The organism is Fulvimonas soli, assembly GCF_003148905.1.
GTDB lineage: Bacteria > Pseudomonadota > Gammaproteobacteria > Xanthomonadales > Rhodanobacteraceae > Fulvimonas > Fulvimonas soli.
The window spans coordinates 1-24,590 of sequence record NZ_QGHC01000022.1 but is presented as its reverse complement, the minus strand read 5'-3'; the positions used below and the strand labels follow the sequence as shown (position 1 = coordinate 24,590).

The window sequence follows — 24,590 nt, the reverse complement described above, 5'->3', positions numbered from 1 at the left end:
ATGACGCCAGCGGCCTATGCACGGCACCTGGCAAACACAGATACGATCAACCCCGGACTCTAAACCCGACCGCTACTGAAAGCGGGGGGATGTCGATCCAGGACCATCTGGGCTGCCGCATCCGGACTATTTGGCATCATAGTGATGATCGTTTCTCCATCACTTGCACATGGATTATTGATGAGTGGAATGCTGCTTTTTGCATGGGACTTGGCCTTTGTGTCAAACCCCTCAGCGCGGAAGCCGCTCAATCACATATATAAAGATTTCCGAAGCGGCCATCATGCACGCGGGTATACGGCTCAGCTGGTCGGTTTGGCCTCGATAGTTCTCATGCTGGCATCATTTTTTGTAGATCGCTGACCTAAGACAGCCGCGGCAGAAACTGCCGCGGCTTTTCTTGTCAGGCTCAAACAGCGAATGGCATCAATCTATTGTCAACCCGCATTGCGCGGATACGGAAACAGCTTCACCAGCGGCACCGAGATGCCGTCGTCGCCCACCACGCGGCAGTGCGTGCGGTCGAGCTGGCGCGGGTCGTCCAGGCCGCAGCTGTGCGCGATGATGCCCACCTCGTGCATCACGTTGCGCGCGTAGTTGGCCACCCGCTCGCTCTTGTCGGCCACCACCAGGCCGCGCTGCAGGCGCGGGTTCTGCGTGGTGATGCCGGTGGGGCAGGTGTTGCGGTTGCACTGCAGCGACTGGATGCAGCCCAGCGCCAGCATGAAGCCGCGCGCGGAGTTGACGAAGTCCGCGCCCATCGACAGCGCCCAGGCCACGTCGTAGGCGGTGATGCGCTTGCCCGAGCAGATCACCTTGACGCGCTCGCGCAGGCCGCGCTCGATCAGCACGTTCACCAGCGCCGGCAGCGCCTCGTGCAGCGGCAGGCCCACGCCCTCCATCAGCGTCTGCGGCGCGGCGCCGGTGCCGCCCTCGGAACCGTCCACGATGATGAAGTCGGGCGCGCTCTCGATGCCGCGCTGGTGCACCAGGTCGCACAGTTCCCCGATCCACTCCATGCCGCCGAACACCGCCTTGAAGCCGGTCGGCTTGCCGGTGAGGTCGCGGATGTGCGCGATCGCGTCGAGCAGCTCGCGCACGTTGCCGATGTCGAGGTGGCGGTTGGGGCTCTGCGAGTCCTCGCCCGCCGGGATGCCGCGGATCGCCGCGATCTCCGGCGTCACCTTGGCCGCCGGCAGCAGGCCGCCCATGCCGGGCTTGGCGCCCTGGCCGAGCTTGATGCTGACCATCTTCACCTGCGGGTGCGCGCAGATCGCCAGCAGCTTCCGGTCGTCGAGCCTGCCGTCGGGCGTGCGCACGCCGTACTTGGCGGTGCCGATCTCGAACACGATGTCGCAGCCGCCTTCCAGGTGGTACGGCGCCAGGCCGCCCTCGCCGGTATCCAGCCAGATGCCGGCCTTGGCCGCGCCGATCGACAGCGCGCGCACCGCCGGCGCCGACAGCGCGCCGAAGCTCATCGCCGAGATGTTGAAGAACGCCGCGTGGTCGTAGGGCTCGCGCGCGTAGGGGCCGATCCGCACCGGCCTGGGGTCGACGTGGTGGTCGCCCAGCGCCGGGAACGGCGCGTTGACGAAGAACGGCACGCCCTCGGCGCGCAGGTCGCGGGTGGAGCCGAAGGCGTTGGTGTTCTCCGCGTTCTTCGCCGCGCGGTACACCCACACGCGCTGCGCGCGGTTGAACGGCAGCTCCTCGCGGTCGCTGGAGTACAGGTACTGCCGGAAGAACTCGCCCAGGTGCAGGAACCAGTAGCGGAAGTGGCCGATCACCGGGAAGTTGCGCAGCACCGAGTTGCCGGTCTGGTTGCGGTCCACGAACCAGGTGACCAGCAGCACCAGCATGCCGATCGCCAGCAGCAGCAGGAACAGCAGCGCGAGGGTTTCCACCAACACGACCAGCCAGTGCGCGAAGCCCATTGCGTCCTCCGTCTCGCTCGTTCTTCTCCCTCTCCCCCGCGGGGAGAGGGTCGGGGTGAGGGCCGATCTTGCCCTTCGTTACCCTATTCGAAATGCTGGGCGCAGGCTTGTCGCAAGCCCCGCCCCTCACCCTGGCCCCCTCCCCGGAGGGGAGAGGGAACGGCGTCAGAGCTCGATCTTCAGCTTGCCGGCCGCGCGGATCGCCTTGGCCTTGGCCGCTTCGACGTCCGCGTCGCGCGCCAGCGTCACCGCCATGCGGCGGCGGCCCTTCACTTCCGGCTTGCCGAAGATGCGCAGCTGCGTGTCGGGCTCGGCCAGTGCCTCGGCCACGCCATGGTAGCGCGGCGCACGGCCCTGCCCCTCCACCAGCACCGCGCAGGAGGCCGACGGTCCGAGCTGGCGGATCGCCGGGATCGGCAGGCCGAGGATCGCGCGCGCGTGCAGCGCGAACTCCGACAGGTCCTGCGAGATCAGCGTGACCAGTCCGGTGTCGTGCGGGCGCGGGCTCACCTCGGAGAAGATCACCGCATCGCCCTTGACGAAGAACTCCACGCCGAACACGCCCCAGCCGCCCAGCGCGGCGGTGATCGCCGCCGCCTGCCGCTGCGCCTCGGCCAGCGCCCTGTCGCTCATCGGCTGCGGCTGCCAGGACTCGCGGTAGTCGCCGTCCTCCTGGCGGTGGCCGATCGGCGCGCAGAAGCGGGTGCCGTCCCGGTGGCGCACGGTGAGCAGGGTGATCTCGTAGTCGAAGTCGACGAAGCCCTCGACGATCACCCGCCCCTGCCCCGCGCGGCCGCCGGACTGCGCGTAGTCCCACGCCGCCTGCACGCCAGCGGCGTCGCGCACCACGCTCTGGCCCTTGCCGGAGGAACTCATCACCGGCTTGACCACGAACGGGAAGCCCAGCGCCGCGGCGGCCTCGCGGTATTCGTCCGCGCTGCCGCAGAAGCGGTACGGCGAGGTGGGCAGGCCCAGCTCCTCGGCGGCGAGGCGGCGGATGCCCTCGCGGTCCATGGTGAGCCAGGCGGCGCGCGCGGTGGGGATCACCCGCAGCCCTTGCTTCTCCAGCTCGACCAGGGTGGGCGTGTGGATCGCCTCGACCTCCGGCACCACCAGGTCGGGCCGCTCGGCCTCGATCAGCCGGCGCAGCGCGGCGCCGTCGAGCATGTCGATCACGTGGCTGCGGTGCGCCACCTGCATCGCCGGCGCGTCGGCGTAGCGGTCCGCCGCCACCACCTCCACCGCCAGGCGCTGCAGCTCGATCGCCACCTCCTTGCCCAGCTCGCCGGAACCCAGCAGCAGCACGCGCAACGCATGGTCGGATCGGGGCGTGCCGAACGGCTTCATCGGGTTCTCCTGGGTGGGCAAACCGTCATTGTAGGACCGCGGAGCCATGCACCGGCCGGCCATTGACATAGATATCATTTTGATATCTCATTCTTCCGCCACTAGGGGAGAAAGCCATGAACGAACGCCAAGGTTTTTCGATCGCCGGGATTCCCTTCATCGGCGTCTGTCTGCTGCTGGCGGCGGCCGGCACGGCGCTGTTCGTGCACGCGATGGCCGCGCCGCCGGCCGGCGCGCCCGCGATCGGCGGCATCGCGCTGTGGGCGCTCACGATGTTCCTGCTCAAGGGCTTCTTCCAGGTCGCCCCGAACGAGGGCCAGGTGATGCAGCTGTTCGGCCGCTACGCCGGCACCGTGCGCGAGGAGGGGCTGCGCTGGACCAACCCGTTCTACAGCAAGCGGCGCATCTCGCTGCGCGTGCGCAACTTCGAGAGCGGCAAGCTCAAGGTCAACGACAGCGACGGCAACCCGATCGAGATCGGCGCGGTGATCGTGTGGCAGGTGCTGGACACCGCCGAGGCGGTGTTCCAGGTGGACGACTACGAGAACTTCGTGCACATCCAGAGCGAGTCGGCGCTGCGGCAGATGGCGCAGAGCTATCCCTACGACGCCCACGACGACGGCAAGCCCTCGCTGCGCAGCCACGGCGAGACGATCAACAACCACCTGCGCGACGAGATCCAGGCGCGGCTGGAGAAGGCCGGCGTGCAGGTGATCGAGGCGCGCATCAGCCACCTCGCCTACGCGCAGGAGATCGCCCAGGCGATGCTGCAGCGCCAGCAGGCCGGCGCGATCATCGCCGCGCGCACGCGCATCGTCGAGGGCGCGGTGAGCATGGTGGAGATGGCGCTGGACCAGCTCAGCCGGCGCGGCGTGGTGGAGCTGGACGAGGAGCGCAAGGCGGCGATGGTGAGCAACCTGCTGGTCGTGCTGTGCGGCGACCGCAGCACCCAGCCGGTGGTCAACGCCGGCACGCTGTACGGCTGAGGCCGCCGCCGTGCGCGCCGCCGGCCACGTCGACCCGGCCGCCGCCATCGTGGCGGCCGCATGCCGTCGTCCCGGCCGGGCCTAGCGCATGGCGGAAAAGAAGGCCTACCCGCTGCGCATCAGCGCCGCCGTGCTGGAAGCCATGCAGCGCTGGTCGGAGGACGAGCTGCGCAGCCTCAACGCGCAGATCGAGTACGTGCTGCGCGACGCGCTGCGCAAGGCCGGCCGGCTCAAGCCGGGCAAGCCCAGCCCGGTGGAGGACGACGGGGACTGATCCGCTCAGCGCGCGGCCAGCGCGCCGGCCTGCACCTGCTGCGCCAGGTTGATCCAGCGCACGTCGCCGCCCTCGCGGCCGAGCAGCACCAGCCACGGACCTTCCCGCACCATCCGCTCGGCGCCGGCCACGCCCTGCGCGGCGCCCAGCCGCCGCAGCGGCCGACCGTCGGCGGCGTCGTAGACCGCCACCTCGCCGGCGTCGCGCTCGAGCACCACCAGCCAGTCATGGCCGGCGTCGCGCCAGTGGATCAGGGGATTTTCCGCGGAAGCCGCATCGTCGGACGCGCCGCCCTGCCCCATGGACACCACGATGCCGATTCCGGCCAACGCGACCAGCACGCCCGCCGCGTGCACCCAGTGGAAAGGTTTGGTCGTGTCGCGCATGCCAGCCATGCCGCGATGATCCTCCGCGGCCGTGACACGGCGATGACGCGCGTCAAGCGGGCGCGCGGGCGCGCAGCGAAAGGCCCAGCGCGATCCAGCCGGCGACGAAGGCGAGGCCGCCCAGCGGCGTGACCGCTCCGCACCAGCGCGGCGCGCCCAGCGCCAGCGCGTACAGGCTGCCGCCGAACAGCACGATGCCGAGCCCGAACCCCAGCAGCGCGCAGCGGCGCGCGCGTCCGGCCGGCGCGAACGACGCGATCGCCAGCGCCAGCGCGTGCCAGAAGTGGTAGGCCGTCGCGGTGCGCCACAGCTCGCGGCCGCGCGCGTCCAGCACGCCCTCCAGCGCGTGCGCGCCGAACGCGCCGAGCAGCACCGCGCTGGCGCCGGCCAGGCCGACCAGGGCGCCGATGGAGGCATTTTGTCGCATGGCGGGCCGCTCCTCGGGACGGCGGAGCCGGACGGCTCGCCGCATGTCGTATGCTGGCGGGATGATCCGCACCGATTCTCGCACGAAGCCGCGCCGCCCGGCCCGCCTGCTGGCGCTGCTCGCGCTGCTCGCCGCGCTGCTGCCGCTGGCCGCCTGCCAGCGCGGCGAGGCCGTCCCGTGGCGGCTGACCGACGTCGGCGGGCACATGCCCGACCTCGACTTCAACCTGGTCGACGACCACGGCAGGGCGGTCACCGGCCGGGACTACCGCGGCAAGGTGGTGCTGCTGTACTTCGGCTACACGCACTGCCCGGACGTGTGCCCGCTCACCCTGGCGCAGCTGCACGTGGTGATGCAGCGGCTGGGGCCGCTCGCCGACGGCGCGCGCATCCTGTTCGTCAGCGTCGACCCGGCGCGCGACACGCCGGAGGTGATGCACGCCTACGTGAACGCCTTCGACCCGCGCGCGGTGGGCCTGTCCGGCACGCCGCGCGCCATCGAGGCGCTGAGCAAGCGCTACCGCTCCGCCTTCACGCGCGAGCCGGACCGCGGCGACGGCCAGTACGAGGTCAGCCACAGCTCGGCCATCTACATCTTCGACCGCGACGGCAAGGCGCGCCTGCTGGCCACGCCGGCCAACCCGCAGGACGACCTCGTCCACGACCTGCACCTGCTGCTCAGCCTGGGAGACGCCCCATGAATCCGCGCTCCGTCCTCCGTTCCCTGCCCGTCCTGCTGGCCGGCGTGCTCGCCGCCGCCGGCGCCCGCGCCTCCGAGGCGGCGCACGTGCGCGCCGGCCAGGCGTGGATCCGCGTGCTGCCCGGCGACCTGCCGGCCGGCGGCTACGTCGTGCTGAGCAACGACGGCGACCAGCCGGCCACCCTGCGCGGCGCGACCAGCCCGCGCTACGGCTCGGTGATGCTGCACCGGAGCAGCGGCGAGGGCGGCATGAGCCGCATGGCGATGGTCGACAGCCTAGTGGTGCCCGCGCACGGCAAGGTCGAGCTGGCGCCCGGCGGCTACCACCTGATGCTGATGCACGCGGTCGCGCCGGTGAAGCCGGGCGAGCGCGTGCCGCTCAGCCTGCGCTTCGCCGACGGCAGCACGCTCGCGGTCGACTTCGCCGCGCGCCCGGCCAACGCCACCGGCGCGGACGAGGCCATGCCGATGGAGCACGGCGGGCACGACCGCTGAGCGGCCGCGTGGCGCCGCCTCAGCCCGCCTGCGCCACGCGCGCGGGATGCCGCGGCGCGCGGCGCAGGCGGCCGTTGCGCGACAGCCGCAGCCAGTTGCGCAGCGCCAGCAGCGCGCCGGCCGACTCGATCATCGCCGCCGGCACCCAGATGATCACGCCGCCGATCAACTGGCCGGTCAGCACGTTGAAGGTGAACGCGCGGCCGCAGATCTCGAAGATCGGGTAGAGGTCGGTCTTGGAAAAGGTGACGATGGCGCCGGCCAGGATCTGCGGCGTCATGGTGATGCCCGGCGACAGCACGCGCAGGCCCACCGTCATCCGCCCCGGCGGGCGCGGGCGGTGGTCCAGCACCAGCCACCAGTAGGCGAAGCCGCTGGCCAGCATCGACCAGTTCATGAAGCGGTAGACGCGCCAGTCCAGCATCGCCAGCGTCTGCAGCGACGGCACCAGCCAGACCAGGATGAAGGCGACGAACAGCAGCGTCGCCACGGTCGGGTTGAGCAGCACGCCGGCCGCGGCGCGCCAGGGCCACGAGCGCTGCAGCGGCCGCAGCAGCCGCACCCGCCAGGCGAGCGGCAGGCCGGCGCGCAGCACCGTGCCCGGGTACGAGGCGACGATCAGCAGCGGCGCCAGGTGGTGCAGCAGCAGCTGCTGGATGCGGTGCACGAAGAACTCGTGCTCGGCGTAGAAATCCAGGTAGGTGTGCAGGCTGAGGTAGATCACCGCCATGCCGGTCCAGAACGCCAGCCGGCGGCCGCCGCCCACCGCAAGGCGCCGGCAGCCGCGCCAGTACAGCGCGCAGGCGGCCAGGAAGAGCCCGAGGAAGACCCACGAGAACTCCCACGGCACGACCCACTTCAGCAACGACGCCATCATCCTCACGCTCCGCGCGGGCCGGCGCCCGCAGCCGGCCAGCATAGCGGCAGGCGGCGCGGCGCAGGCCGCATGCGGCAGATTGCCGCCGGCACGGCTATGCCGGCCGCCGCCGGCTGCGCCGCGTGCGCCGCCAGCCGAAGACCAGCCCGACCAGGGTCACCAGCGCCGGCATCAGCACGATGTTGATCACCTTCAGGCGCAGGCCGAGCGCGTCGATCTCCGCGTTGAGCTGGTGCTGCACGTCGCGCAGCTCGTTGTTGATCGCCAGCCGCCGCTGCTGGAACTGCTCGATCTCGTCGCGCTGCGCCGCGCTGCTGGCGCTGCTGTGCCCGGCCTTGCCCTGCTGCAGCTCGTCCAGCCGCCGGCGCGTCTCGGCCAGCTCGCGCTCCAGCTCCAGCTTCTTCTGCAGGAACTTGCGGTCCGCCGCCGCCTGCAGCGCCTGCACGCGGGTGAACGGGCGCAGCGAGGCGGAGCGGCTGCGGATCGACAGCAGCGCGGAGGACCCGCTCAGGTTGTCGACCAGGTTGGTGAGGAAGTCGCCGTTGTTGGCGAACGCGCTCAGCGTCTGCTGGCCGAGGAAGCTCTGCGCCTCCACCCACAGGCGGTCGCTGAGCAGGTCGGTGTCGGCGACCAGCACCACCTCGGCGTTCGGCGCCGAGCGCGCCAGGTGCCCCGGCAGCGCGGCGCGCTCGGGGAAGGCGCTGTCGAACTGGCCGCGCAGGCGCGCGGCGAGGACGTGGTGGGTGTCGTCGGCGCGGTAGCCCTGCAGCAGCGTGCCGGGGTCGCTGGCCGTCTCCAGCACCCGCTGCACCGGCACCCGCTCGGCCTCGCTGCTGCTCTGCAGGAGCGGCAGCAGCCGGCTGCGTGCGTCCGGGCGCAGGTCGAAGCTGCCGGCGGTGGAGACGTTGATGCGCTGCAGGCTGGCGGTGACCGCGTCGTTGCGGTTGAGCTCCTGCGGCCCCAGGCCGAGCATCGCCGGATGGGTGAGGTTGTTGCCGCCCAGCTCGATCTGCAGCGCGCGCGAGCGGTCCAGCACCACCATCGCCGGGTCGTAGGCCACGCCCCAGGCGGCGAACAGGCGCGGCAGGTCCGAGTCGTGGTCGTCGGTCACCCCGTTGCCGTCCACGTAGGGCGCGTTGTCCAGCTCGGCGTCGGGATCGACGAACACGGCCAGCCGGCCGCCGCGCAGCACGAACTGGTCGATCGCGTAGAGCGCGTCGGCGGGGAGCCGCTTGGGATGGACCAGCAGCAGCACCTGCACGTCGTCGCCGACGCGCTTGAGGCCGGCCGGATCGATCGGCCGCAGCTCGAACTGCTGCGCCAGCTGCTCCAGCGCCGTCCACGGCGGCTCGCCGATCGCCGCGTTGCCCTGCACCGGCAGCGAGCTGATGACGCCCACGCGCGGCTTGCTGGACTGGTCCAGCTCGTACAGCAGCTTGGCGAGGTCGTACTCGAGGAAGGTCTCGCGCGACGGATCGAAGAACGGGATCGACAGCGTGCGCTCCACGCCGCGCCCGGGCGCGCGCGCCTCCTCGCCGTCGCGCCCCTGCGCCGGCAGCGTGGCGCCGATCAGGCCGAAGAACGCCCGCTCGCCGTTGCTGCCGCCGTTGGTCGGCGCCAGGCCGCCGCCCTCGGCGCTGGCCTCGTCGTCGGAATACGGCACCGGGTCGACCAGCTGCAGGTGGATCTTCCCGCGCGAGCGCGCCACCATCTCCAGCAGCATCTCGCGCACGCGCTGCTCGTAGCTGCGCAGCTGCGGCAGGTCGCGGGTGGCGTGCTCGGAGAAGTACAGCGTCAGCCGCAGCGGGTGGCGCAGCCCGTCGACGATCTGCAGCGTGCCGGGGGTGAGCGTGTAGAGCTGGTCGGCGGTGAGGTCCACCCGCCCGATGCGCAGCCAGCGGCTGCTGGCCACGGTGAGCGTGACGTAGGCCAGCGCCAGCAGGACCAGCGCGAGCGACAGGGCGGAGCGGCGGCGCAGGTTCGGGCGGAGCATCTCAGCGGGTCCGCTTCAGTTCGAGGATCAGCACCCCGCCCGCCAGCCAGGCCAGGATGGTGAGCAGGAAGTAGATCAGGTCGCGCAGGTCGAGCACGCCGCGCGAGATCGCCTCGAAGTGGCGCAGCATCGACAGGTGCGCGACGCCGTTGACCAGCCGGCGCGGCAGCGTGCCCTGGAAGAAGTCCAGCACCTGCGGCTGGCCGGCCAGGATCAGCAGCACGCACACCAGCGCGGTGAGGATGAAGGCCACCACCTGGCTGCGCGTGAGGGTGGACAGGCAGGCGCCGATCGAGACGAAGGCGCCGGCCATCAGCCAGCTGCCCAGGTAGCCGGCCAGGATCACGCCGTTGTCGGGCGAGCCCAGGTAGTTCACGGTGATCCACAGCGGGAAGGTCAGCGCCAGCGCCAGCCCGAGGAACAGCCAGGCGGCGAGGAACTTGCCCAGCATGGCCTGGCGCAGCGTCACCGGCAGCGTCAGCAGCAGCTCCTGCGTGCCGTCGCGCGCCTCCTCCGGCCACATGCGCATGCTCACCGCCGGCACCAGGATCAGGTACAGCCACGGGTGCACCGCGAAGAACGGCTGCAGGTCGGCCAGTCCGCGCTCGTAGAAGTCGCCGGCGTAGAACGTGAGCAGGCCGGCCAGCACCAGGAAGATCACCAGGAACACCCAGGCCAGCGAGGTCACGAAATAGCTGCGCAGCTCGCGCCGCATGATCGCCAGGGTCGGGCTCATGCGCGCCCCTCCGCGCCGTCGCCCAGGGTGATCTGGCGGAACACCTCGTCCAGCCGGCCGCGCTCGAGCTGGATCTCCGACACCTCCAGCCCCTGCTGGCGCAGCAGGTTCTCCACCGGCTCCAGGATGCGCTCGCCCGGCCTGGGGAACACCGTGACGCGGCCGTCCAGCGGGTCCACCTCGATCGCCGTCACCTGCGGCAGGCGCCCCAGCATCTCCTGCGAGAGCCCGCTGCCGGGCGCGCTGAAGGACACCGCGCCGTGGTAGCGCGAGCGCGCCTCCAGCTCGGCCGGCGTGGCGTCGGCCAGCAGCCGGCCGCGGGCGATGATCACCACCCGGTTGCACAGCGCGTGCACCTCCTCCAGCAGGTGGGTGGAGATCAGGATGGTGCGCTCGCGCGCCATCGCGTCGATCAGCTGGCGCACCGCGTGCTTCTGGTTGGGGTCCAGGCCGTCGGTGGGCTCGTCCAGCATCAGCACCGGCGGATCGTGCAGGATCGCCTGCGCCAGGCCCACGCGGCGGCGCAGGCCCTTGGACAGGGTGTCGATGCACTGCTCCAGCACGTCCTCCAGCTGCAGCCGCGAGACCACCTGGTCGAAGCGCTGGCGGCCCACCTCCGGCGCCAGCCCGCGCATGCGGCCGATGAACACCAGGAACTCGCGCACCGTCATCTCGCCGTAGCTGGGCGCGCCCTCCGGCAGGTAGCCCAGCGCGCGCCGCGCCGCCAGCGGCTCGCGCACCACGTCGTGCCCGCACACCCGCGCCGTGCCCGAGGTCGGCGCGAGGAAGCCGGCGATCAGGCGCATCGCGGTGGTCTTGCCCGCGCCGTTGGGGCCCAGCAGGCCCAGCACCTGGCCCGGCTCGGCGCGGATGGTCAGCCCGTCCACGGCGGTCAGGCTGCCGTAGCGGCGGGTCAGCTGGTCGGTCTCGATCATGGCTCGGGGCGGCGAGGGCTCATGCGGACAAGGACAGTAGCCGCAATCGCCCGTGCGGTGAAGCGCGGCGGCGTCCGCATCCGCGCATCCCGCCGCGCGGACAAGAAAAAACCCCGCCCGCGGCGCGGGCAGGGTCCGGTTCGTGCCGCGGAGGGCTTCCGCTCAGTGCGCGCTGCTGGCCTCGGCCGGCGCGGCGACGGAGCCGGCCGGGGCCGGCGCCGAGGAGGACGAGGCCGGCGCCGCCTCGAGCGACGGCTGCGGGATGTTCGCCTCCTGCTCCGGCGTCTGCTCCGGCACGTTGCCGGTGAGCGGCAGGTAGACCTCGAACTTGGAGAAGGTGTTGACGTTGTCGCCTTCCGCCACCTGGATGTCGTACAGGCGCTGGGTGACCTCGTCGTACTTGTAGCCGTGGGTCTGCGCGTAGGCCTTGAGCATGTCGCGGGTCTGCGGCACGCCGGCGGCGGTGCCGCTCCACGGGGCCTCCAGCGCGGGGCCGCCGAAGACCAGCGCGGCGCGCACGTTGGCGTCCACCACCAGGCGGCCGAAGCGGTCCAGGCTGCCCGGGGCGGCCGTCTCGGCGCTCTTGGCGGCGTCGGCGCTGGAGCTGGCCTCGGCCGGGGCGGCGTCCTCCAGCTTGGGCGGCTGCGGCGCGGTCAGCTCGTGGCTCTGGCCGGCCACGGTCAGGCTGGTGGCGTCGATCGGCAGCGCCACGTCGAAGGTGTAGTTCTGGTCGCCGTAGTTGGTGGTGAAGATGATGCGCGGGCCGGTCACGTTCACGCCCAGCTTCTTGGCCGCCTCCTGCAGCTGCTTGACCGCGGTGGCGGTGGCGTCGTCCAGCGCGGCCAGGCCGTCCTTGCGGGCGATCTGGGTGGACACCAGCAGCGCCGGGGTCGGCTGGGTCTGGCGGATGTACGGGATCAGCTTGCCGTAGTCGATGTTCGGCACCGTCGCCAGCACGTTCTGCAGGTTGTTCAGGCTGAACTGGATGAAGGCATCCGGGTTGCCGTGGATGTACAGGTTGGAGTAGCGGTTGATCAGGTTGAAGCCGTAGGCCACGTCGTACGACCAGGTGACCTTGGTCAGCTGGCCGCGGCTGCCCTGGCGCTCCAGGTCGAAGGTGAAGTGCTTGTCCTGGCCGCGCCAGTCGTTGTCCAGGTTCCAGACGATCTTGGCGGTCTTGGCGGTGCTGTCGATCTTGTCGAAGCTGGGCTCCGCGCTGGCGATGGTCAGCTTGCCGCTGCCGGCCTTGGCGTCGCTGTCGCTGCTGGTCCAGCTGATCTCGGCGCCGGGGCCGTAGGTCTTGCCGGACGGGGTGAACTGGGTCTTCGGGTCGTAGCTGCGCAGGACGGTGTAGTCCTGGAAGCGCTGGAAGTTGTTGAGCACGTCATAGACCTGACGCATGTCCTTGCCGATGACCAGCGACCGTTCCACATGGCCGCTGCCGGGCATGACGAAACCCACCACGACGCCGACCACGGCGACGATGATCAGGGCCACAATGAATTCAAGAACACGCATCATTACCAGGGTTCTCCAGAGCGTTCGCAACGCAGCGCTTGAGGGTTCGCCGTCGCCTCATGGGCCGCGGGCGGAAAGCCCCCGGAGGATCGCGCCATGTGGGTCGGCCAAGACCGAAGCCCCGGATGGTACTTGCTCGCGGGCTGGAACGCTATCCGCTGCGCAACAGGGCCCCGGGGCGCCCGCCGGGGCCGTCCGGGCGGCCAAAAGACCCTTCCCCGCTCAGACGATGCCCAGCTCCAGCGCCTTCAGCACGGCGCGGGTGCGGTCGCGCACGCCCAGCTTGGAGAGGATGTTGGAGACGTGGTTCTTCACCGTGCCCTCGGCCACCTTCAGCGAGTTGGCGATCTCCTTGTTGGAGTAGCCGCCGGACAGCAGGCGCAGGATCTCGGTCTCGCGCTCGGTCAGCGGGTCGGGCTGCTCCAGGCTGGTGAACTGGTTCTGCATCCGCCCCACCCCGGCCAGCAGGCGCTGGGTGACCATCGGCGCCACCAGCGAGCCGCCGGCGGCGACGGTGCGCACCGCCTCCACCAGTTGCTCCAGCGAGACGTCCTTGAGCAGGTAGCCGCGCGCGCCGGCCTTCAGGCCCTGCAGCACCAGCTGGTCGTCGTCGAAGGTGGTCAGGATGATGGTCGGCGGCAGCTCGTTGCGCGCGGACAGCGCCTGCAGCACCTCCAGCCCGCTCATGTTGGGCATGCGCAGGTCCAGCAGCACCACGTCCGGCCTGATGCGCGGGATGTCGGCCACCGCCTGCGCGCCGTCGGCGCACTCGGCCACCACCTGGATGTCCTCGGCCAGGCCGAGCAGCGAGCGGATGCCCTGGCGCACCAGGTTCTGGTCGTCGACGAGACAGACGGAGATCATCGCGGTTCCTCGATACGGTATTGGCACGAAGGCGTCCGGGCGGCCCGCGCGGGCACGGGCGCCGCCCATTCTGGCACGCCCGCCGGGCGCGGCGACAGGAACGCCGCGGCGGGGCTCATGACAGGCTCAGCGCGGGCGGCTCGGCGCGCGAGGGCGCGTGCGCCAGCGCCGGCGTCTCGCCCAGCGGCAGCCGCACGGCGAGCGCGAAGCCCTGCGCGGCGCCGCGGTCGACCGCCACGCTGCCGCCGAACTCCTGCAGGCGCTCGCGCATGCCCGACAGCCCGTTGCCCGGCTGGAAGTGCGGCGCGCCGCGGCCGTCGTCGCGCGCCTGCAGGCACAGCACGCCCGGCTCGTCGTGGGAGAAGGCCAGCCACAGGTTGCGCGCGCCGGCATGGCGCGCGGTGTTGGTGATGATCTCCTGCGCGCAGCGCAGCAGCACCTGGGCGCGGCGCGGGTCCTCCACGCTGAAGCGCGGCGGCGTCTCCACGTGCACGGCCAGGCTGGGCACGCCCTCGATCAGGCTGCGCAGCGCCTGGGTCAGGTCGATGGCGTCGTCCTGGCGCAGCTCGCTGACCGCCTCGCGCACGTCCGACAGGAGGTGCCGCGCGGTGTCCTGCGCCTTGCGCACGTGCTCGGCGGCGGCCTCGTTGGTGAGGTGGCTGGCCACCTCCAGGTTGAGGCTGAGCGCGGTCAGGTGGTGGCCGACCAGGTCGTGCAGCTCGCGCGCGATGCGCATGCGCTCGGCGATGCGGGTGGACTCGGCCAGCAGCGCACGGGTGGCGCGCAGCTCCGAGTTGAGCCGGCGCTGCGCCTCGCGCTGCTCGGCCTGCTGGCTGGCCACCAGCGAGGCGACGAAGGCGATCGCGGCGAAGCCGATGTAGATGCTGGTCTGCATCAGCGCCAGCAGCATGCTGTAGTTGTACTCCGGGAAGCTGGCGAAGATCGGCGCCAGCGCCAGGTTGGACAGCACCAGCCACAGCACCGCCGGCCACAGCGGCACCAGCCAGGGCAGCACCACCGCGGACACCACGATCAGGATCGCCGACAGGCCGCTGTGGCTGTACCAGCCCACCGCCAGCGAGCACACCGTCATCGCCACCAGGCCGGCCAGCTTGGTGCCCAGGTAGCGGCGCGAGCCCAGGTTGTTGGTCAGCGCCAGGTAGAGCACGCCGAACAGCAGGTAGAACAGCGTCCACAGCAGCAGCGCGAAGTTGGGGCGCTGCAGCTGGTCCAGCCGCTCGGCGGCCCAGTTGGTGATCAGCGGCGTGCCCGAGCACAGGTAGGCGAAGAAGCCGGTCATGCGCAGCAGGCGCGTGTGGTTGGAGATCGTGCCGGACGTCATGCCCGCATCATAGGCGAGCCGGCCGTCCCCGCAATGCGCGGGAAGTCATCCGTCCCCCCGTGCCGGAAGGCATGCCTCCCCGCGGATTTACAAAGGCTTTACAACCGCATGCGCGGGATGTGCGGCTTCCGGCCGCATGCCATAATGCGCCGCGTCGGGCCGTCCGTCGGTCCTGGTCCCGAACCCACCATTGCGGAGCAACGAATGGCCCTAGCCATCCGCGACGTGCGCGAGCACGATCTGGATGCCGTCCTGGCGCTCAACAACACCGCCGGCCGTTCCATCCTCGCCCTGGACGCCGCGCAGCTGCGCTATTTCTACGAGCACGCCGACTATTTCCGCGTGGCCGAGATCGACGGGCACATCGCCGGCTTCCTGGTCGCCCTGCGCGACGGCGCCGACTACGGCAGCGCCAACTACCGCTGGTTCAGCGCGCACTACCCTGCGTTCGTGTACATCGACCGCATCGTGATCGCCAACGCCTACCGCCGCCACGGCCTCGGCCGCGTGTTCTACTGCGACGTCACCAGCTTCGCCGAGGTGCGCGTGCCGCTGCTCACCTGCGAGGTGTTCCTGGAGCCGCGCGACGACGTGGTGGTGCTGTTCCACGGCACCTACGGCTTCCAGGAGGTCGGCCAGCAGCGCATGGCCGCGGACGGCCCGCAGGTCAGCCTGCTGGCCAAGGACCTGCCCAGCTACGCCTACGTGCGCGAGACCTACCTGGAGCGCGGCGGCCTGCCCGCCGAGCCGTGGCTGGCCGAGCGCGAGCGCCCCCGGTCACCCGATACCCACCCGCGCCGCCTCGCCGGAGAGCGGCGCCCGTGAACGCGAAGATGGAAGCCAACGACGTCTGCGACCTGCGCTTCGGCCAGGTCGGCATCGCCAGCGTGCGCGTGCGCCGCGCCGACGCCGCCGCGCTGTGCGAGGAACTGGAGCGCCGCGTGCGCGCGGCGCCGCAGCTGTTCTCCCGCGCCGCGGTGGTGCTGGACCTGTCGCATTTCCTCGACCTGCCCGACGACGGCACGGTCGACGCCCTGCTGGAGGCGGTGCGCAGCGCCGGCATGCTGCCGGTGGGCCTGGCCTACGGCACCAGCGCCACCGAGGCGCTGGCCAGGCGCATGGGCCTGCCGCTGATCGCCAAGTTCCGCGCCGCCTACGAGCCGGCCGACGGCGGCAGCATCGCCCCGCCCGCACCCGCACCCGCGCCGGCGCCCGCCCCGCGCGCGGCCACGCGCGAGCCCGCACCGGCGCCGGCCCCCGCGCCGCTGGGCGCGCAGCACCACGACGGCGCGGTGCGCTCGGGCCAGCAGGTCTACGCGCGCGAGCGCGACCTGGTGGTCACCGGCGCCATCGCCAACGGCGCCGAGGTGATCGCCGACGGCTCGATCCACGTGTACGGCTGCCTGCGCGGGCGCGCCATGGCCGGCGCGCAGGGCGACGCCGGCGCGCGCATCTACGTGTCGGACTTCCGCGCCGAGCTGGTGGCCATCGCCGGCCACTACCGCGTGTTCGAACAGATACCCAGGGACCTGGAGGGCCAGCCCGTGCAATGCTGGCTGGACGGGGAAAAACTGCTGGTCGCCAGGCTCTGACGAACGGCCATTACAACAACACAGATATTCGGGAGATGGGCCCTTGACTGCTGAGATTATCGTTGTCACCTCCGGCAAAGGCGGCGTTGGCAAGACCACCACCAGCGCCTCGCTCGCCACCGGCCTGGCCATGGCCGGCAAGAAGGTCGCGGTGATCGACTTCGACGTCGGCCTGCGCAACCTCGACCTCATCATGGGTTGCGAGCGGCGCGTGGTGTACGACTTCGTCAACGTGATCCACGGCGAGGCCACGGTGAAGCAGGCGCTGATCAAGGACAAGCGCCACGAGAACCTCCACGTGCTCGCCGCCAGCCAGACCCGCGACAAGGACGCGCTGACCCAGGAAGGCGTGGAGAAGGTGCTCGACGAGCTGTCCAAGGACGGCTTCGACTACATCGTGTGCGACTCCCCGGCCGGCATCGAGAAGGGCGCGCACCTGGCGATGTACTTCGCCGACCACGCGGTGGTGGTGGTCAACCCGGAGGTGTCCTCGGTGCGCGACTCCGACCGCATCCTGGGCCTCCTGGCCAGCAAGACCCGCCGCGCCGAGCGCGGCGACGGCGCGGTCGCCCAGCACCTGCTGCTGACCCGCTACAACCCCGCGCGCGTGGCGATCGGCGAGATGCTCAGCGTGAAGGACGTGGAGGAAATCCTCGGCCTGTCGGTGATCGGCGTGATCCCCGAGTCGGAGAACGTGCTGGCCGCCTCCAACGCCGGCGTGCCGGTGATCCTGGACGAGAACTCCAACGCCGGCCAGGCCTACCGCGACACCGTGGCGCGCCTGCTCGGCGAGGAACGGCCGCTGCGCTTCGTCGACGCACCCAAGAAAGGCTTCTTCCAGCGCGTATTCGGAGGCTGACCGCGATGGGCATTCTCGATTTCCTCAAGCGCAAGCCCGAGCCCAGCGCCGTGGTCGCCAAGGAGCGCCTGCGCATCATCGTGGCGCAGGAGCGCTCCACCCGCGGCGCGCCGGACTACCTGCCGCTGCTGCGCAACGAGCTGCTCGAGGTGATCCGCAAGTACGTCAACGTCGACCTCGAGGCGATCAACATCAACGTCGAGCGCGACAGCGGCCACGAGGTGCTGGAGCTGTCGGTGGCGCTGCCCGACGGCAAGCCGGCCGCCACGCCGGCCGGCTGAGAACTCGCCATTCCGGCGCAGAGCCTGCCCCGGACCTGACCCGGGACAGGCGCTGCGCCGGAATGACGGCCAAGATGCAGCTGCGCCGAATCGTCGAATCCTCCGACATTGAGCCCCCCCGCCTTCCCCGCCCCGCCCGCCGTGCTGCGCCTGGCCGACACCGGCTTCCAGGCCCCGGCCGCGCTGCTCGCCCGCTACGGGCTCGCGCTGGCGCGCGTGCCCGACGGCGAGCCCATCCCCGGCAGCTACTGGGGCGACGACGAGGCCGGCATCATCGGCACCACCGTCTACGCGCGCGCCGACACGCCGGTGCACTCGCTGCTGCACGAGGCCTGCCACCTGATCGTGCTGCCGCCCGAGCGGCGCGCGGCGGTGCACACCGACGCCACCGACTCGATCGAGGAGGAGGACGCCACCTGCGTCCTGCAGATCCTGCTGGCGGACGAGCTGCCCGGCGTGGGCCGCGCGCGGCTGATGGCGGACATGGACGCCTGGGGCTATTCGTTCCGGCTCGGCTCGGCGCAGGCGTGGTTCGAGCGCGACGCCGCCGAGGCGCACGCCTTCCTCGCCGCGCGCGGCCTGCCCTAGCCGCGGCCCGCCCGCATCGGAACGGCGCGCGCTTACTTGCGCCGCCAGCTGCCGTCGGCGGCCTTCTCGTACTCCTGCTTCACCGCGGCCCAGGCCACCCGGTGCGCCGTCTCCTCGCGCGAGGCGTCGCCGCGGCGCGCGGCGGGATCGGCGTACTCCTCCCAGGCATGGTTGAAGGCCTCCAGGTAGATCGACTGCGCGTGCGGCGGCAGGTGCCGGCGCACGCTCTCGGGGAGATCGTCGGTGCGGGCGTACGGCATGGCAGCGTCCCTCGGTCGCCGGATCGGCCGGGCCAGCATGCGCGATCGCGGGTCAAGTGCCCGTCGAGACGCCGTCACCGCGCGCGGCGGTCCTCCGATCTCGAAGCGGTAGGCCAGCTTCACCAGCAGCGGGTCGCTGTCGCGCAGCGCGAAGCTGCGGCCGAACCGGTCGCCCGCGCCGCGGAAGAACGGATCCATCGCTTAGAGCCTGTTCACGATCTACCGTCGGTCCGGCTCGGCTATTCCCTCTCCGTCATTCCTGCGAAAGCAGGAACCCAGTGACTTTCCCTGCTGGAAAAGTCAACGCCGCTGGATCCCAGCTTTCGCTGGGATGACGTTTCATGGGGGGATACTTGGAGATCGTGAACAGGCTCTTAGCCGCCGCGGCCGGAGGCCACGTACAGGTCCGACGACGGCGCCAGCCCGTGGCGATAGCGGATCAGGTTCACGCGATTCAGCCGCGCCTGCCGGTCGCGGCCGGGCGGGTGCGGCGCGCTCAGTGCGGCTCGACGATCTCCGCCTGCAGCGCGGTGTCGCGCGGCATCGGCTGCGCCGGCAGCCGGTGCGGGAGCCGCAGGTAACGCCGCCAGGCCAGCGCGCCGAGCGCGGTGAGCACCGTGGCGCCGCACGCCAGCGGCAGCATGCGTCCCGACAGCAGCGGCGACAGCACGCCCGCCACCGCCGCGTTGAGCAGCAGGCTGGCGAAGGCCTGCACCGCCGAGGCGCCGCCGCGCTGCGCGGGGAAGCGGTCGAGCAGCAGCAGGGTCAGCGTCGGGAAGGCCAGCTGCACGCCCACGCCCTGCAGCATCAGCGGCAGCATCGACCACGGCAGCGCGCCGCGCGGGAACAGCCACGCCGCCGCCAGGTGCAGCGCGCAGGCCAGCCCCATCGCGGCGTAGCCCAGGTTCACCGTGAAGCGCACGCCGCGCCGCCCGGCCAGCCGGCCGGACAGCCAGGCGCCGCCGACCAGCCCCGTCACCACCGGCAGGAACAGCCAGGGAAAGCCCTGCGCCGACAGACCCAGCAGCTCGCGCACGATGCGCGGCGCCGAGGCGATGTAGAGGAACAGCGCGGCGAAGTTCACCGAGCAGGACACCAGCAGCGGCCAGAACGGCCGGTCGCGCCCGAAGGCCAGATAGCCGGCCAGCAGGCGCCGCGGCGAGAACGGCGTGCGCCGCGGCGGCGGATGGCTCTCGGCCAGCAGCGCCTGCAGCAGCAGCGCCAGCAGCGCGGAGAAGCCCAGCAGCACCCAGAAGATGCCGTGCCAGCCGCCCAGCCGCAGCAGCTGCGCGCCGACCATCGGCGCGATCACCGGCGCCACGCCGAAGATCATCATCACCCGCGACATCAGCCGCTGCGCCTCGGCGCCGTCGTAGGTGTCGCGCACCACCGCGCGGCCCACCACCAGGCCCGCGCCGGCGCAGGCGCCCTGCAGCGCGCGGCAGGCCAGCAGCATGCCGAACGAGCCGGCCAGCGCCGCGCCGCCCGAGGCCAGCGCGTAGACCAGCATGCCGCCCACGATCACCGGCCTGCGCCCGGCCGCGTCGGAGATCGCGCCGTGGAACAGGCTCATCACCGCGTAGGTGAGCAGGTACACGCTGACCAGCTGCTGCAGCGCCGCCGCGTCCACCGCGAAGCGCGCGCCGATCAGCGGGAACGCCGGGAACACCGCGTCGATCGAGAACGGGCCGATCATCGACAGCGCGGCCAGCAGCCACGGCAGGCTGCGCCGCGCGGGGCGGGGTTCGTGGGTCATGGCGGCCGGGGCGGGGAAGCGGCGGCCAGTATAGCGGTGCGCTTGACGGCGCCGCCCGCGGATGCGCTAGGATGCCGTGATCGATGGGAGATGGCATTCCTCCCCGAACCGCCGCAAGGCTGATGATGCCTGGTCCAAGTCCCCCGCGGACGGCCAGGCATTTTCGTTGGCGCCGCCAGCTGCCTGCCGCCGCGCATCAGCCACAAGGAAGCCGGATGCGTCTGTTCCCCGTCTCCACCCGCGCCCGCCGCCCCTACCGGCGCCGTGCGGCGCGGCTATGCTTGCCCGACCGCGGCGGCGCGGCCGCCGCGCCGCCGCTCCCACTGCCGACAGGAGGCTCCCCGACGTGAACTTCAGCGGATTCATCGCCGTGGGCCTGGGCGGCCTGCTGGGCTGCTGGCTGCGCTGGATACTCGGCATCCTGCTCAACCCGGTCTTCCCCACCCTGCCACTCGGCACGCTGGCGGCCAACCTGATCGGCGGCATCCTGATGGGCTGCCTGATGGGCGTGTTCGAGCACTTCCAGGCCCTGCCCGTGGCCATGCGCCTGTTCGCGCTGACCGGGTTCCTCGGGGGACTCACCACGTTTTCCACGTTCTCCGCCGAAGCCAACACCCTGCTCCTGCGGCAGCAGTACTTCTGGTTCGGCGTCCACGTGCTGGCCCACCTGGTGGGCACCCTGAGCCTGACGCTGCTGGGCATCTTCCTGGCCCGCGGCGTGTTTCGGCACTGAGCCGCGCGGAGGGGCGCGCGGCCGCGGCCGGCGGCGCGCGCTTTCCGCACACGCCGGCCAACCGGCAACGGCGCGCGCGCCCATGCGCCGCCCTGGAAAGGAGTCACGATGAAAGGCTATTCGCTGCGCTTCTACATGCACGAGAACCAGAAGCACAACGGCATGCTGCTGTACGAGTGGCTGCTGGAGGCGGCCAGGAAGCGCCAGGTGCACGGCGCCTCCGCCTTCAAGGCGGTCGCCGGCTACGGCCGCCACGGCCAGATGCACGAGGCGCACTTCTTCGAGCTGGCCGGCGAGCAGACCGTGCTGGTGGAGTTCATCGTCGACGAGCCGGAGGCGCAGGCGCTGCTGGAGCTGGTGCGCGCCGAACGCGCGCCGCTGTTCTGGGCGCGCTTCCCCGCCGAGTTCGGCGTGCTGGGCCAGGACTGAGGCGCGCGTCCGCGCGGCGCGCCGGCGGCACCGCCGCGGCGCTCTTGCTAGGATCGCGCGGGATCACCGCGACAAGGAGCCCCATGAACGCCGACTCGCTGCGCACCCGGGCCGAAGCCCTGCTCGCCCACGCGGGCATCCACATCGACGGCGACGCCCCCACCGACCTGCGCGTGCACGACCAGCGCCTGTACGCGCGCGTGTTCGCGCACGGCTCGCTGGGCCTGGGCGAGGCCTACATGGACGGCTGGTGGGACTGCGCGGACCTGCCCGGCATGTTCACCCGCCTGCTGTCCTCGCACCTGGACCAGGAGCTGCGCACGCTCGACACCCTGCTGGCGCACCTGAAGGCGCGCTTCGTCAACCTGCAGCGCGGCGAGCACGCCTGGGAGGTCGGCCGGGCGCACTACGACCTGGGCAACGACCTGTTCCGGGCCATGCTCGGCAAGCGGCTGGTGTACTCCTGCGGCTACTGGGCGCAGGCCGGCAACCTCGACGACGCGCAGGAGGCCAAGCTCGACCTGGTCTGCCGCAAGCTGCGGCTGAAGCCCGGCATGCGCGTGCTGGACATCGGCTGCGGCTGGGGCGAGGCGCTGAAGTTCGCCGCCGAGCGCTACGGCGTCGCCGGCGTCGGCATCACCGTGTCGAAGGAGCAGGCCGAGTTCGCGCGCGAACTGTGCGCCGGCCTGCCGGTCGAGATCCGCCTGCAGGACTACCGCGAGCTGGACGAGCGCTTCGACGCGGTGTTCTCCATCGGCATGTTCGAGCACGTGGGCAGCCGCAACTACCGCACCTACTTCGAGACGGTGCGCCGCTGCCTCGATCCGCAGGGTCTGTTCCTGCTGCACAGCATCGGCACCAACGAGGCCGGCGCGCGGCCGGACCCGTGGATCGAGAAATACATCTTCCCCAACTCGATGATCCCCGCGGCGAGCCAGGTCACGGCCGCGCTGGAGGGCCTGTTCGTGGTCGAGGACTGGCACAACTTCGGCGCCGACTACGACCTGACGCTCACCGCCTGGCGCGCCAACTTCGACGCCGCCTGGCCGGCGCTGAGCGCGCGCTACGACGAGCGCTTCCGCCGCATGTGGCACTTCTACCTGGCCGTGTCCGCCGCGGTGTTCCGCAGCCGCCGCGACCAGCTCTGGCAGCTCACCCTGAGCCCGCACGGCGTGCCCGGCGGCTACCGCGTGCCGCGCTGAGCCGGCCGGAACGGGGGGCGTCCCGGCATGTGGGCGCACGAAGCCGGCATCGACACCCGCGCCGTCACCGCCGACCCCGGCGAGGCGCTGGCCGCGCCCGAGCGCCTCGCCGAGGCCGGCGGCCGAGCGCCACCCGCCGCCGCGTCATGCGTGGCGACTGACGCCTGTCACTCGATCCCGGCGCCGCCGCGGCCAAGAATGCCGCCCTCGACACGACGGAAGAGGCCGGCATGGCACAGGCACGACCGCGGTTCGGCATCGACGCGCCCGGCGTGGTGCTCGCCCTCGCGCTGCTCGGCCTCGGCCTGGCGGCCGCCGGCCTGCTCCTGGCGGCGCTGGGGCGGCCGGAGCTCGCCGGGCTGGGCCTCGGCCCCGGCCTGTCGATGGGCCTGAGCGGCCTGCTGATGCTGGCCAGCAGCCGTTGCGGCAAGCCATGGGCCCTGCGCCGCATGGTCCGCCGCCTGGCGCTGCGCGGCGACGAGCAGCTGCTCGACGTCGGCTGCGGCCGCGGCATGCTGTTGCTGGAAGCGGCGCGGCGGCTGCCGCGCGGCCGCGCCACCGGGCTGGACCTGTGGAGCACGCGCGACCAGTCCGGCAACGCCGCCGCGGCGACCGCGCGCAACGCCGAGCTGGCCGGCCTGCGCGGGCGCGTGCGCATCGACACCGGCGACATGCGCGCCATGCCCTACCCCGACGCCAGCTTCGACGTGGTCGTCTCCAGCCTGGCCATCCACAACCTGCCCGGCGCCGCGGACCGCGAGCAGGCGCTGCGCGAGATCGCGCGCGTGCTCCGGCCCGGCGGCCGGCTGGCCCTGCTCGACTTCCTGCACACCGGCGCCTACGCACGCGCGCTGCGCCGCCAGGGCCTGCAGGTGCGCCGCTCGTGGCCGGTCCCGCTGATGTTCCCGCCGGTGTGGATCGTGCGCGGCAGCAGGCCGGGCTGATTCAGCCGTCCCGGCGGCGGCGCAGCTCGTAGGCCTGCAGGTGGCACCAGGCCAGCGCCAGCAGCGGCGACGGCAGGCCGGCGGCCCGCGCGCGGCGCAGCAGGTCGCCGACGATGTGCGCGCCCTCGATGCGCTGGCCGGCCTCCAGGTCGCGCAGCATCGAGGCGGTGAGCGGCGAGCCGGGCTGGGTCAGCGTCTCCAGCGCGCGCCGCTGCGCCTCCTCCGGCACCGGCCAGCCGTCGGCGGCGGCCACCGCCAGGCACTCGCGGTAGAGCCGCTCCATGAAGTCGCGCCCGCCGTCGGCGGCGACGACGTCGCCCACCGCGGCGCGCATCAGGCAGGTGCCGACGGCCAGCGCGGCGAGGAAGGCGAACTTGGTCCACAGCTCCTGCTGGATGCGCTCGGCGAGCAGGTGGTCCACCTTCGCCGCGGCGAAGGCGGCGTCGATGGCGCGGCAGCGCGCGCTGTACGGCTCGCCCGCGCGCTCGCCGAAGGTCACCGAGGCGGGCTTGCCCAGGTGCAGCACCTCGCCGCGCGCGTTCCTGGTCGCGCTGATGAAGCACAGCCCGCCCAGCACGCGGCCCGCGCCGAAGCGCGCGTCGAGCGCGGCGTAGTGGCGCAGGCCGTTGAGGATGGGCAGCACCGCGGTGCCCTCGCCCATCGCCGGGGCGATCGCCTCGATCGAATCGTCCAGGTCGTAGGCCTTGCAGCTCAGCAGCACCAGCTCGAACGGCCGCGCGGCGGCCAGCGCGGGCAGCTGCTCCGCCGTGGCGTGGCGCACCGGGAAGCGCGCGTCGCCCAGCGGGCTGCGGATCACCAGGCCGTCGGCCGCCAGCTGCGCCGCGCGCGCCGGGCGCACCAGGAAGGTGACGTCGAGCCCCGCCTGCGCCAGCCGCCCGCCGAAGTAGCCGCCGGTACCGCCGGCGCCGAGCACCAGGATGCGCATCGTCGTTGCCCTCGGAGCATGTCGCGTGCCGGCAAGTGTAGCGCCCGGCCCCGCGCGGCCCGGCTTCGACCTTGGGCGAAGCCGGCGCTAGGTGTGGAGCTTCAATAGGTTGTTTTGATCAAGCGTCAGTCGAGCCATGGGTGTCTGACCACCAAGTGCGCTGTGCGGACGGTGGCAGTTGTAGTGG

Annotated in this window: 27 protein-coding genes and 1 riboswitch; of the genes, 13 read left to right on the top strand and 14 right to left on the bottom strand. The window is 71.9% G+C overall.

Annotated features, from left to right (window positions below):
• Positions 1-437: 437 nt before the first annotated feature.
• Both C7456_RS16335 and purT read right to left on the bottom strand, forming a co-directional pair.
• Positions 438-1,934 carry an FMN-binding glutamate synthase family protein gene (locus C7456_RS16335; protein WP_109724869.1) on the bottom strand — a complete coding sequence of 499 codons (1,497 nt, stop codon included), beginning with the start codon at positions 1,932-1,934 and terminating at the stop codon, positions 438-440.
• A 165-nt stretch (positions 1,935-2,099) separates the two neighbouring features.
• On the bottom strand, positions 2,100-3,281 hold the full coding sequence (gene purT, locus C7456_RS16330) for a formate-dependent phosphoribosylglycinamide formyltransferase (RefSeq protein WP_109724868.1): 1,182 nt from the start codon (positions 3,279-3,281) through the stop codon (positions 2,100-2,102).
• 116 nt (positions 3,282-3,397) lie between these two features.
• Here purT and C7456_RS16325 point away from each other — a divergent pair, with 116 nt between their 5' ends.
• The gene (locus C7456_RS16325) at positions 3,398-4,267 is read left to right on the top strand and encodes an SPFH domain-containing protein (protein ID WP_109724867.1); all 870 of its coding nucleotides are present in this window, start codon (positions 3,398-3,400) and stop codon (positions 4,265-4,267) included.
• Between the two features lie 88 nt (positions 4,268-4,355).
• A complete protein-coding gene (locus tag C7456_RS16320; RefSeq protein WP_109724866.1) occupies positions 4,356-4,541 on the top strand; it encodes a type II toxin-antitoxin system antitoxin in 186 nt (61 codons plus the stop codon).
• Between the two features lie 5 nt (positions 4,542-4,546).
• Here C7456_RS16320 and C7456_RS16315 read toward each other — a convergent pair whose 3' ends face one another.
• Positions 4,547-4,927, bottom strand: a complete 381-nt coding sequence (locus tag C7456_RS16315; RefSeq protein ID WP_109724865.1) for a hypothetical protein — start codon at positions 4,925-4,927, stop codon at positions 4,547-4,549.
• 52 nt (positions 4,928-4,979) lie between these two features.
• Positions 4,980-5,354 (bottom strand): DUF423 domain-containing protein, encoded by a 375-nt coding sequence (locus C7456_RS16310; protein WP_109724864.1) that lies wholly within the window; start codon positions 5,352-5,354, stop codon positions 4,980-4,982.
• A 61-nt stretch (positions 5,355-5,415) separates the two neighbouring features.
• Between C7456_RS16310 and C7456_RS16305 the strand changes: the two genes are divergently transcribed.
• Positions 5,416-6,054, top strand: a complete 639-nt coding sequence (locus C7456_RS16305) for an SCO family protein (RefSeq protein ID WP_109724863.1) — start codon at positions 5,416-5,418, stop codon at positions 6,052-6,054.
• Entirely contained in the window at positions 6,051-6,548 is a 498-nt protein-coding gene (locus tag C7456_RS16300) for a copper chaperone PCu(A)C (RefSeq protein WP_109724862.1), read from the top strand. Before C7456_RS16305 ends, C7456_RS16300 begins: the two co-directional genes overlap by 4 nt.
• A gap of 19 nt (positions 6,549-6,567) precedes the next feature.
• On the opposite strand, the gene C7456_RS16295 is transcribed toward C7456_RS16300, so the two are convergent.
• The 7 genes from C7456_RS16295 to C7456_RS16265 all read right to left on the bottom strand — a co-directional run bounded on the left by C7456_RS16295 (position 6,568) and on the right by C7456_RS16265 (position 14,813).
• On the bottom strand, positions 6,568-7,425 hold the full coding sequence (locus C7456_RS16295) for a cytochrome c oxidase assembly protein (RefSeq protein WP_109724871.1): 858 nt from the start codon (positions 7,423-7,425) through the stop codon (positions 6,568-6,570).
• Positions 7,426-7,519: 94 nt separating this feature from the next.
• Positions 7,520-9,418, bottom strand: coding sequence for a GldG family protein (locus C7456_RS16290; protein WP_109724861.1), 1,899 nt, complete (start codon positions 9,416-9,418; stop codon positions 7,520-7,522).
• Position 9,419: 1 nt separating this feature from the next.
• Positions 9,420-10,154 (bottom strand): ABC transporter permease subunit, encoded by a 735-nt coding sequence (locus C7456_RS16285; RefSeq protein ID WP_109724860.1) that lies wholly within the window; start codon positions 10,152-10,154, stop codon positions 9,420-9,422.
• Positions 10,151-11,089: an ABC transporter ATP-binding protein gene (locus tag C7456_RS16280; RefSeq protein WP_109724859.1), complete on the bottom strand. Its 939-nt coding sequence runs from the start codon at positions 11,087-11,089 to the stop codon at positions 10,151-10,153. The genes C7456_RS16285 and C7456_RS16280 overlap by 4 nt, the downstream gene beginning before the upstream one ends.
• A 162-nt stretch (positions 11,090-11,251) precedes the next feature.
• The gene (locus C7456_RS16275; RefSeq protein WP_109724858.1) at positions 11,252-12,610 is read right to left on the bottom strand and encodes an SRPBCC family protein; all 1,359 of its coding nucleotides are present in this window, start codon (positions 12,608-12,610) and stop codon (positions 11,252-11,254) included.
• Between the two features lie 219 nt (positions 12,611-12,829).
• Positions 12,830-13,471 carry a response regulator gene (locus C7456_RS16270; protein ID WP_109724857.1) on the bottom strand — a complete coding sequence of 214 codons (642 nt, stop codon included), beginning with the start codon at positions 13,469-13,471 and terminating at the stop codon, positions 12,830-12,832.
• 115 nt (positions 13,472-13,586) lie between these two features.
• Positions 13,587-14,813: a sensor histidine kinase gene (locus C7456_RS16265; RefSeq protein ID WP_109724856.1), complete on the bottom strand. Its 1,227-nt coding sequence runs from the start codon at positions 14,811-14,813 to the stop codon at positions 13,587-13,589.
• A gap of 204 nt (positions 14,814-15,017) precedes the next feature.
• Here C7456_RS16265 and C7456_RS16260 point away from each other — a divergent pair, with 204 nt between their 5' ends.
• From C7456_RS16260 to C7456_RS16240, 5 genes are all read left to right on the top strand, one after another.
• On the top strand, positions 15,018-15,638 hold the full coding sequence (locus tag C7456_RS16260) for a GNAT family N-acetyltransferase (protein ID WP_109724855.1): 621 nt from the start codon (positions 15,018-15,020) through the stop codon (positions 15,636-15,638).
• Positions 15,635-16,405 (top strand): septum site-determining protein MinC, encoded by a 771-nt coding sequence (gene minC, locus C7456_RS16255; protein ID WP_109724854.1) that lies wholly within the window; start codon positions 15,635-15,637, stop codon positions 16,403-16,405. The genes C7456_RS16260 and minC overlap by 4 nt, the downstream gene beginning before the upstream one ends.
• 43 nt (positions 16,406-16,448) lie before the next feature.
• Complete coding sequence (gene minD, locus C7456_RS16250; RefSeq protein ID WP_109724853.1) at positions 16,449-17,264, top strand: septum site-determining protein MinD; 816 nt, start codon at positions 16,449-16,451, stop codon at positions 17,262-17,264.
• Between the two features lie 5 nt (positions 17,265-17,269).
• A complete protein-coding gene (gene minE / locus C7456_RS16245; RefSeq protein WP_109724852.1) occupies positions 17,270-17,545 on the top strand; it encodes a cell division topological specificity factor MinE in 276 nt (91 codons plus the stop codon).
• A gap of 141 nt (positions 17,546-17,686) precedes the next feature.
• Positions 17,687-18,133 carry a hypothetical protein gene (locus C7456_RS16240; RefSeq protein ID WP_109724851.1) on the top strand — a complete coding sequence of 149 codons (447 nt, stop codon included), beginning with the start codon at positions 17,687-17,689 and terminating at the stop codon, positions 18,131-18,133.
• Between the two features lie 32 nt (positions 18,134-18,165).
• On the opposite strand, the gene C7456_RS17615 is transcribed toward C7456_RS16240, so the two are convergent.
• Both C7456_RS17615 and C7456_RS16230 read right to left on the bottom strand, forming a co-directional pair.
• Positions 18,166-18,591, bottom strand: a complete 426-nt coding sequence (locus C7456_RS17615) for a ChaB family protein (protein ID WP_245889916.1) — start codon at positions 18,589-18,591, stop codon at positions 18,166-18,168.
• Between the two features lie 298 nt (positions 18,592-18,889).
• Complete coding sequence (locus C7456_RS16230; RefSeq protein WP_109724850.1) at positions 18,890-20,149, bottom strand: multidrug effflux MFS transporter; 1,260 nt, start codon at positions 20,147-20,149, stop codon at positions 18,890-18,892.
• A 77-nt stretch (positions 20,150-20,226) separates the two neighbouring features.
• A riboswitch (Fluoride riboswitch) is annotated at positions 20,227-20,288 on the top strand.
• Between the two features lie 207 nt (positions 20,289-20,495).
• Here C7456_RS16230 and crcB point away from each other — a divergent pair.
• The 4 genes from crcB to C7456_RS16210 all read left to right on the top strand — a co-directional run bounded on the left by crcB (position 20,496) and on the right by C7456_RS16210 (position 23,457).
• Positions 20,496-20,882 carry a fluoride efflux transporter CrcB gene (crcB, locus tag C7456_RS16225; protein WP_109724849.1) on the top strand — a complete coding sequence of 129 codons (387 nt, stop codon included), beginning with the start codon at positions 20,496-20,498 and terminating at the stop codon, positions 20,880-20,882.
• Between the two features lie 108 nt (positions 20,883-20,990).
• Complete coding sequence (locus tag C7456_RS16220) at positions 20,991-21,311, top strand: DUF190 domain-containing protein (protein WP_109724848.1); 321 nt, start codon at positions 20,991-20,993, stop codon at positions 21,309-21,311.
• Between the two features lie 83 nt (positions 21,312-21,394).
• Positions 21,395-22,513 carry a cyclopropane fatty acyl phospholipid synthase gene (gene cfa, locus C7456_RS16215; protein ID WP_109724847.1) on the top strand — a complete coding sequence of 373 codons (1,119 nt, stop codon included), beginning with the start codon at positions 21,395-21,397 and terminating at the stop codon, positions 22,511-22,513.
• Between the two features lie 230 nt (positions 22,514-22,743).
• Positions 22,744-23,457 (top strand): class I SAM-dependent methyltransferase, encoded by a 714-nt coding sequence (locus C7456_RS16210; protein WP_109724846.1) that lies wholly within the window; start codon positions 22,744-22,746, stop codon positions 23,455-23,457.
• Position 23,458: 1 nt separating this feature from the next.
• Here C7456_RS16210 and panE read toward each other — a convergent pair whose 3' ends face one another.
• Positions 23,459-24,403: a 2-dehydropantoate 2-reductase gene (panE, locus tag C7456_RS16205; RefSeq protein WP_109724845.1), complete on the bottom strand. Its 945-nt coding sequence runs from the start codon at positions 24,401-24,403 to the stop codon at positions 23,459-23,461.
• Positions 24,404-24,590: the final 187 nt, after the last annotated feature.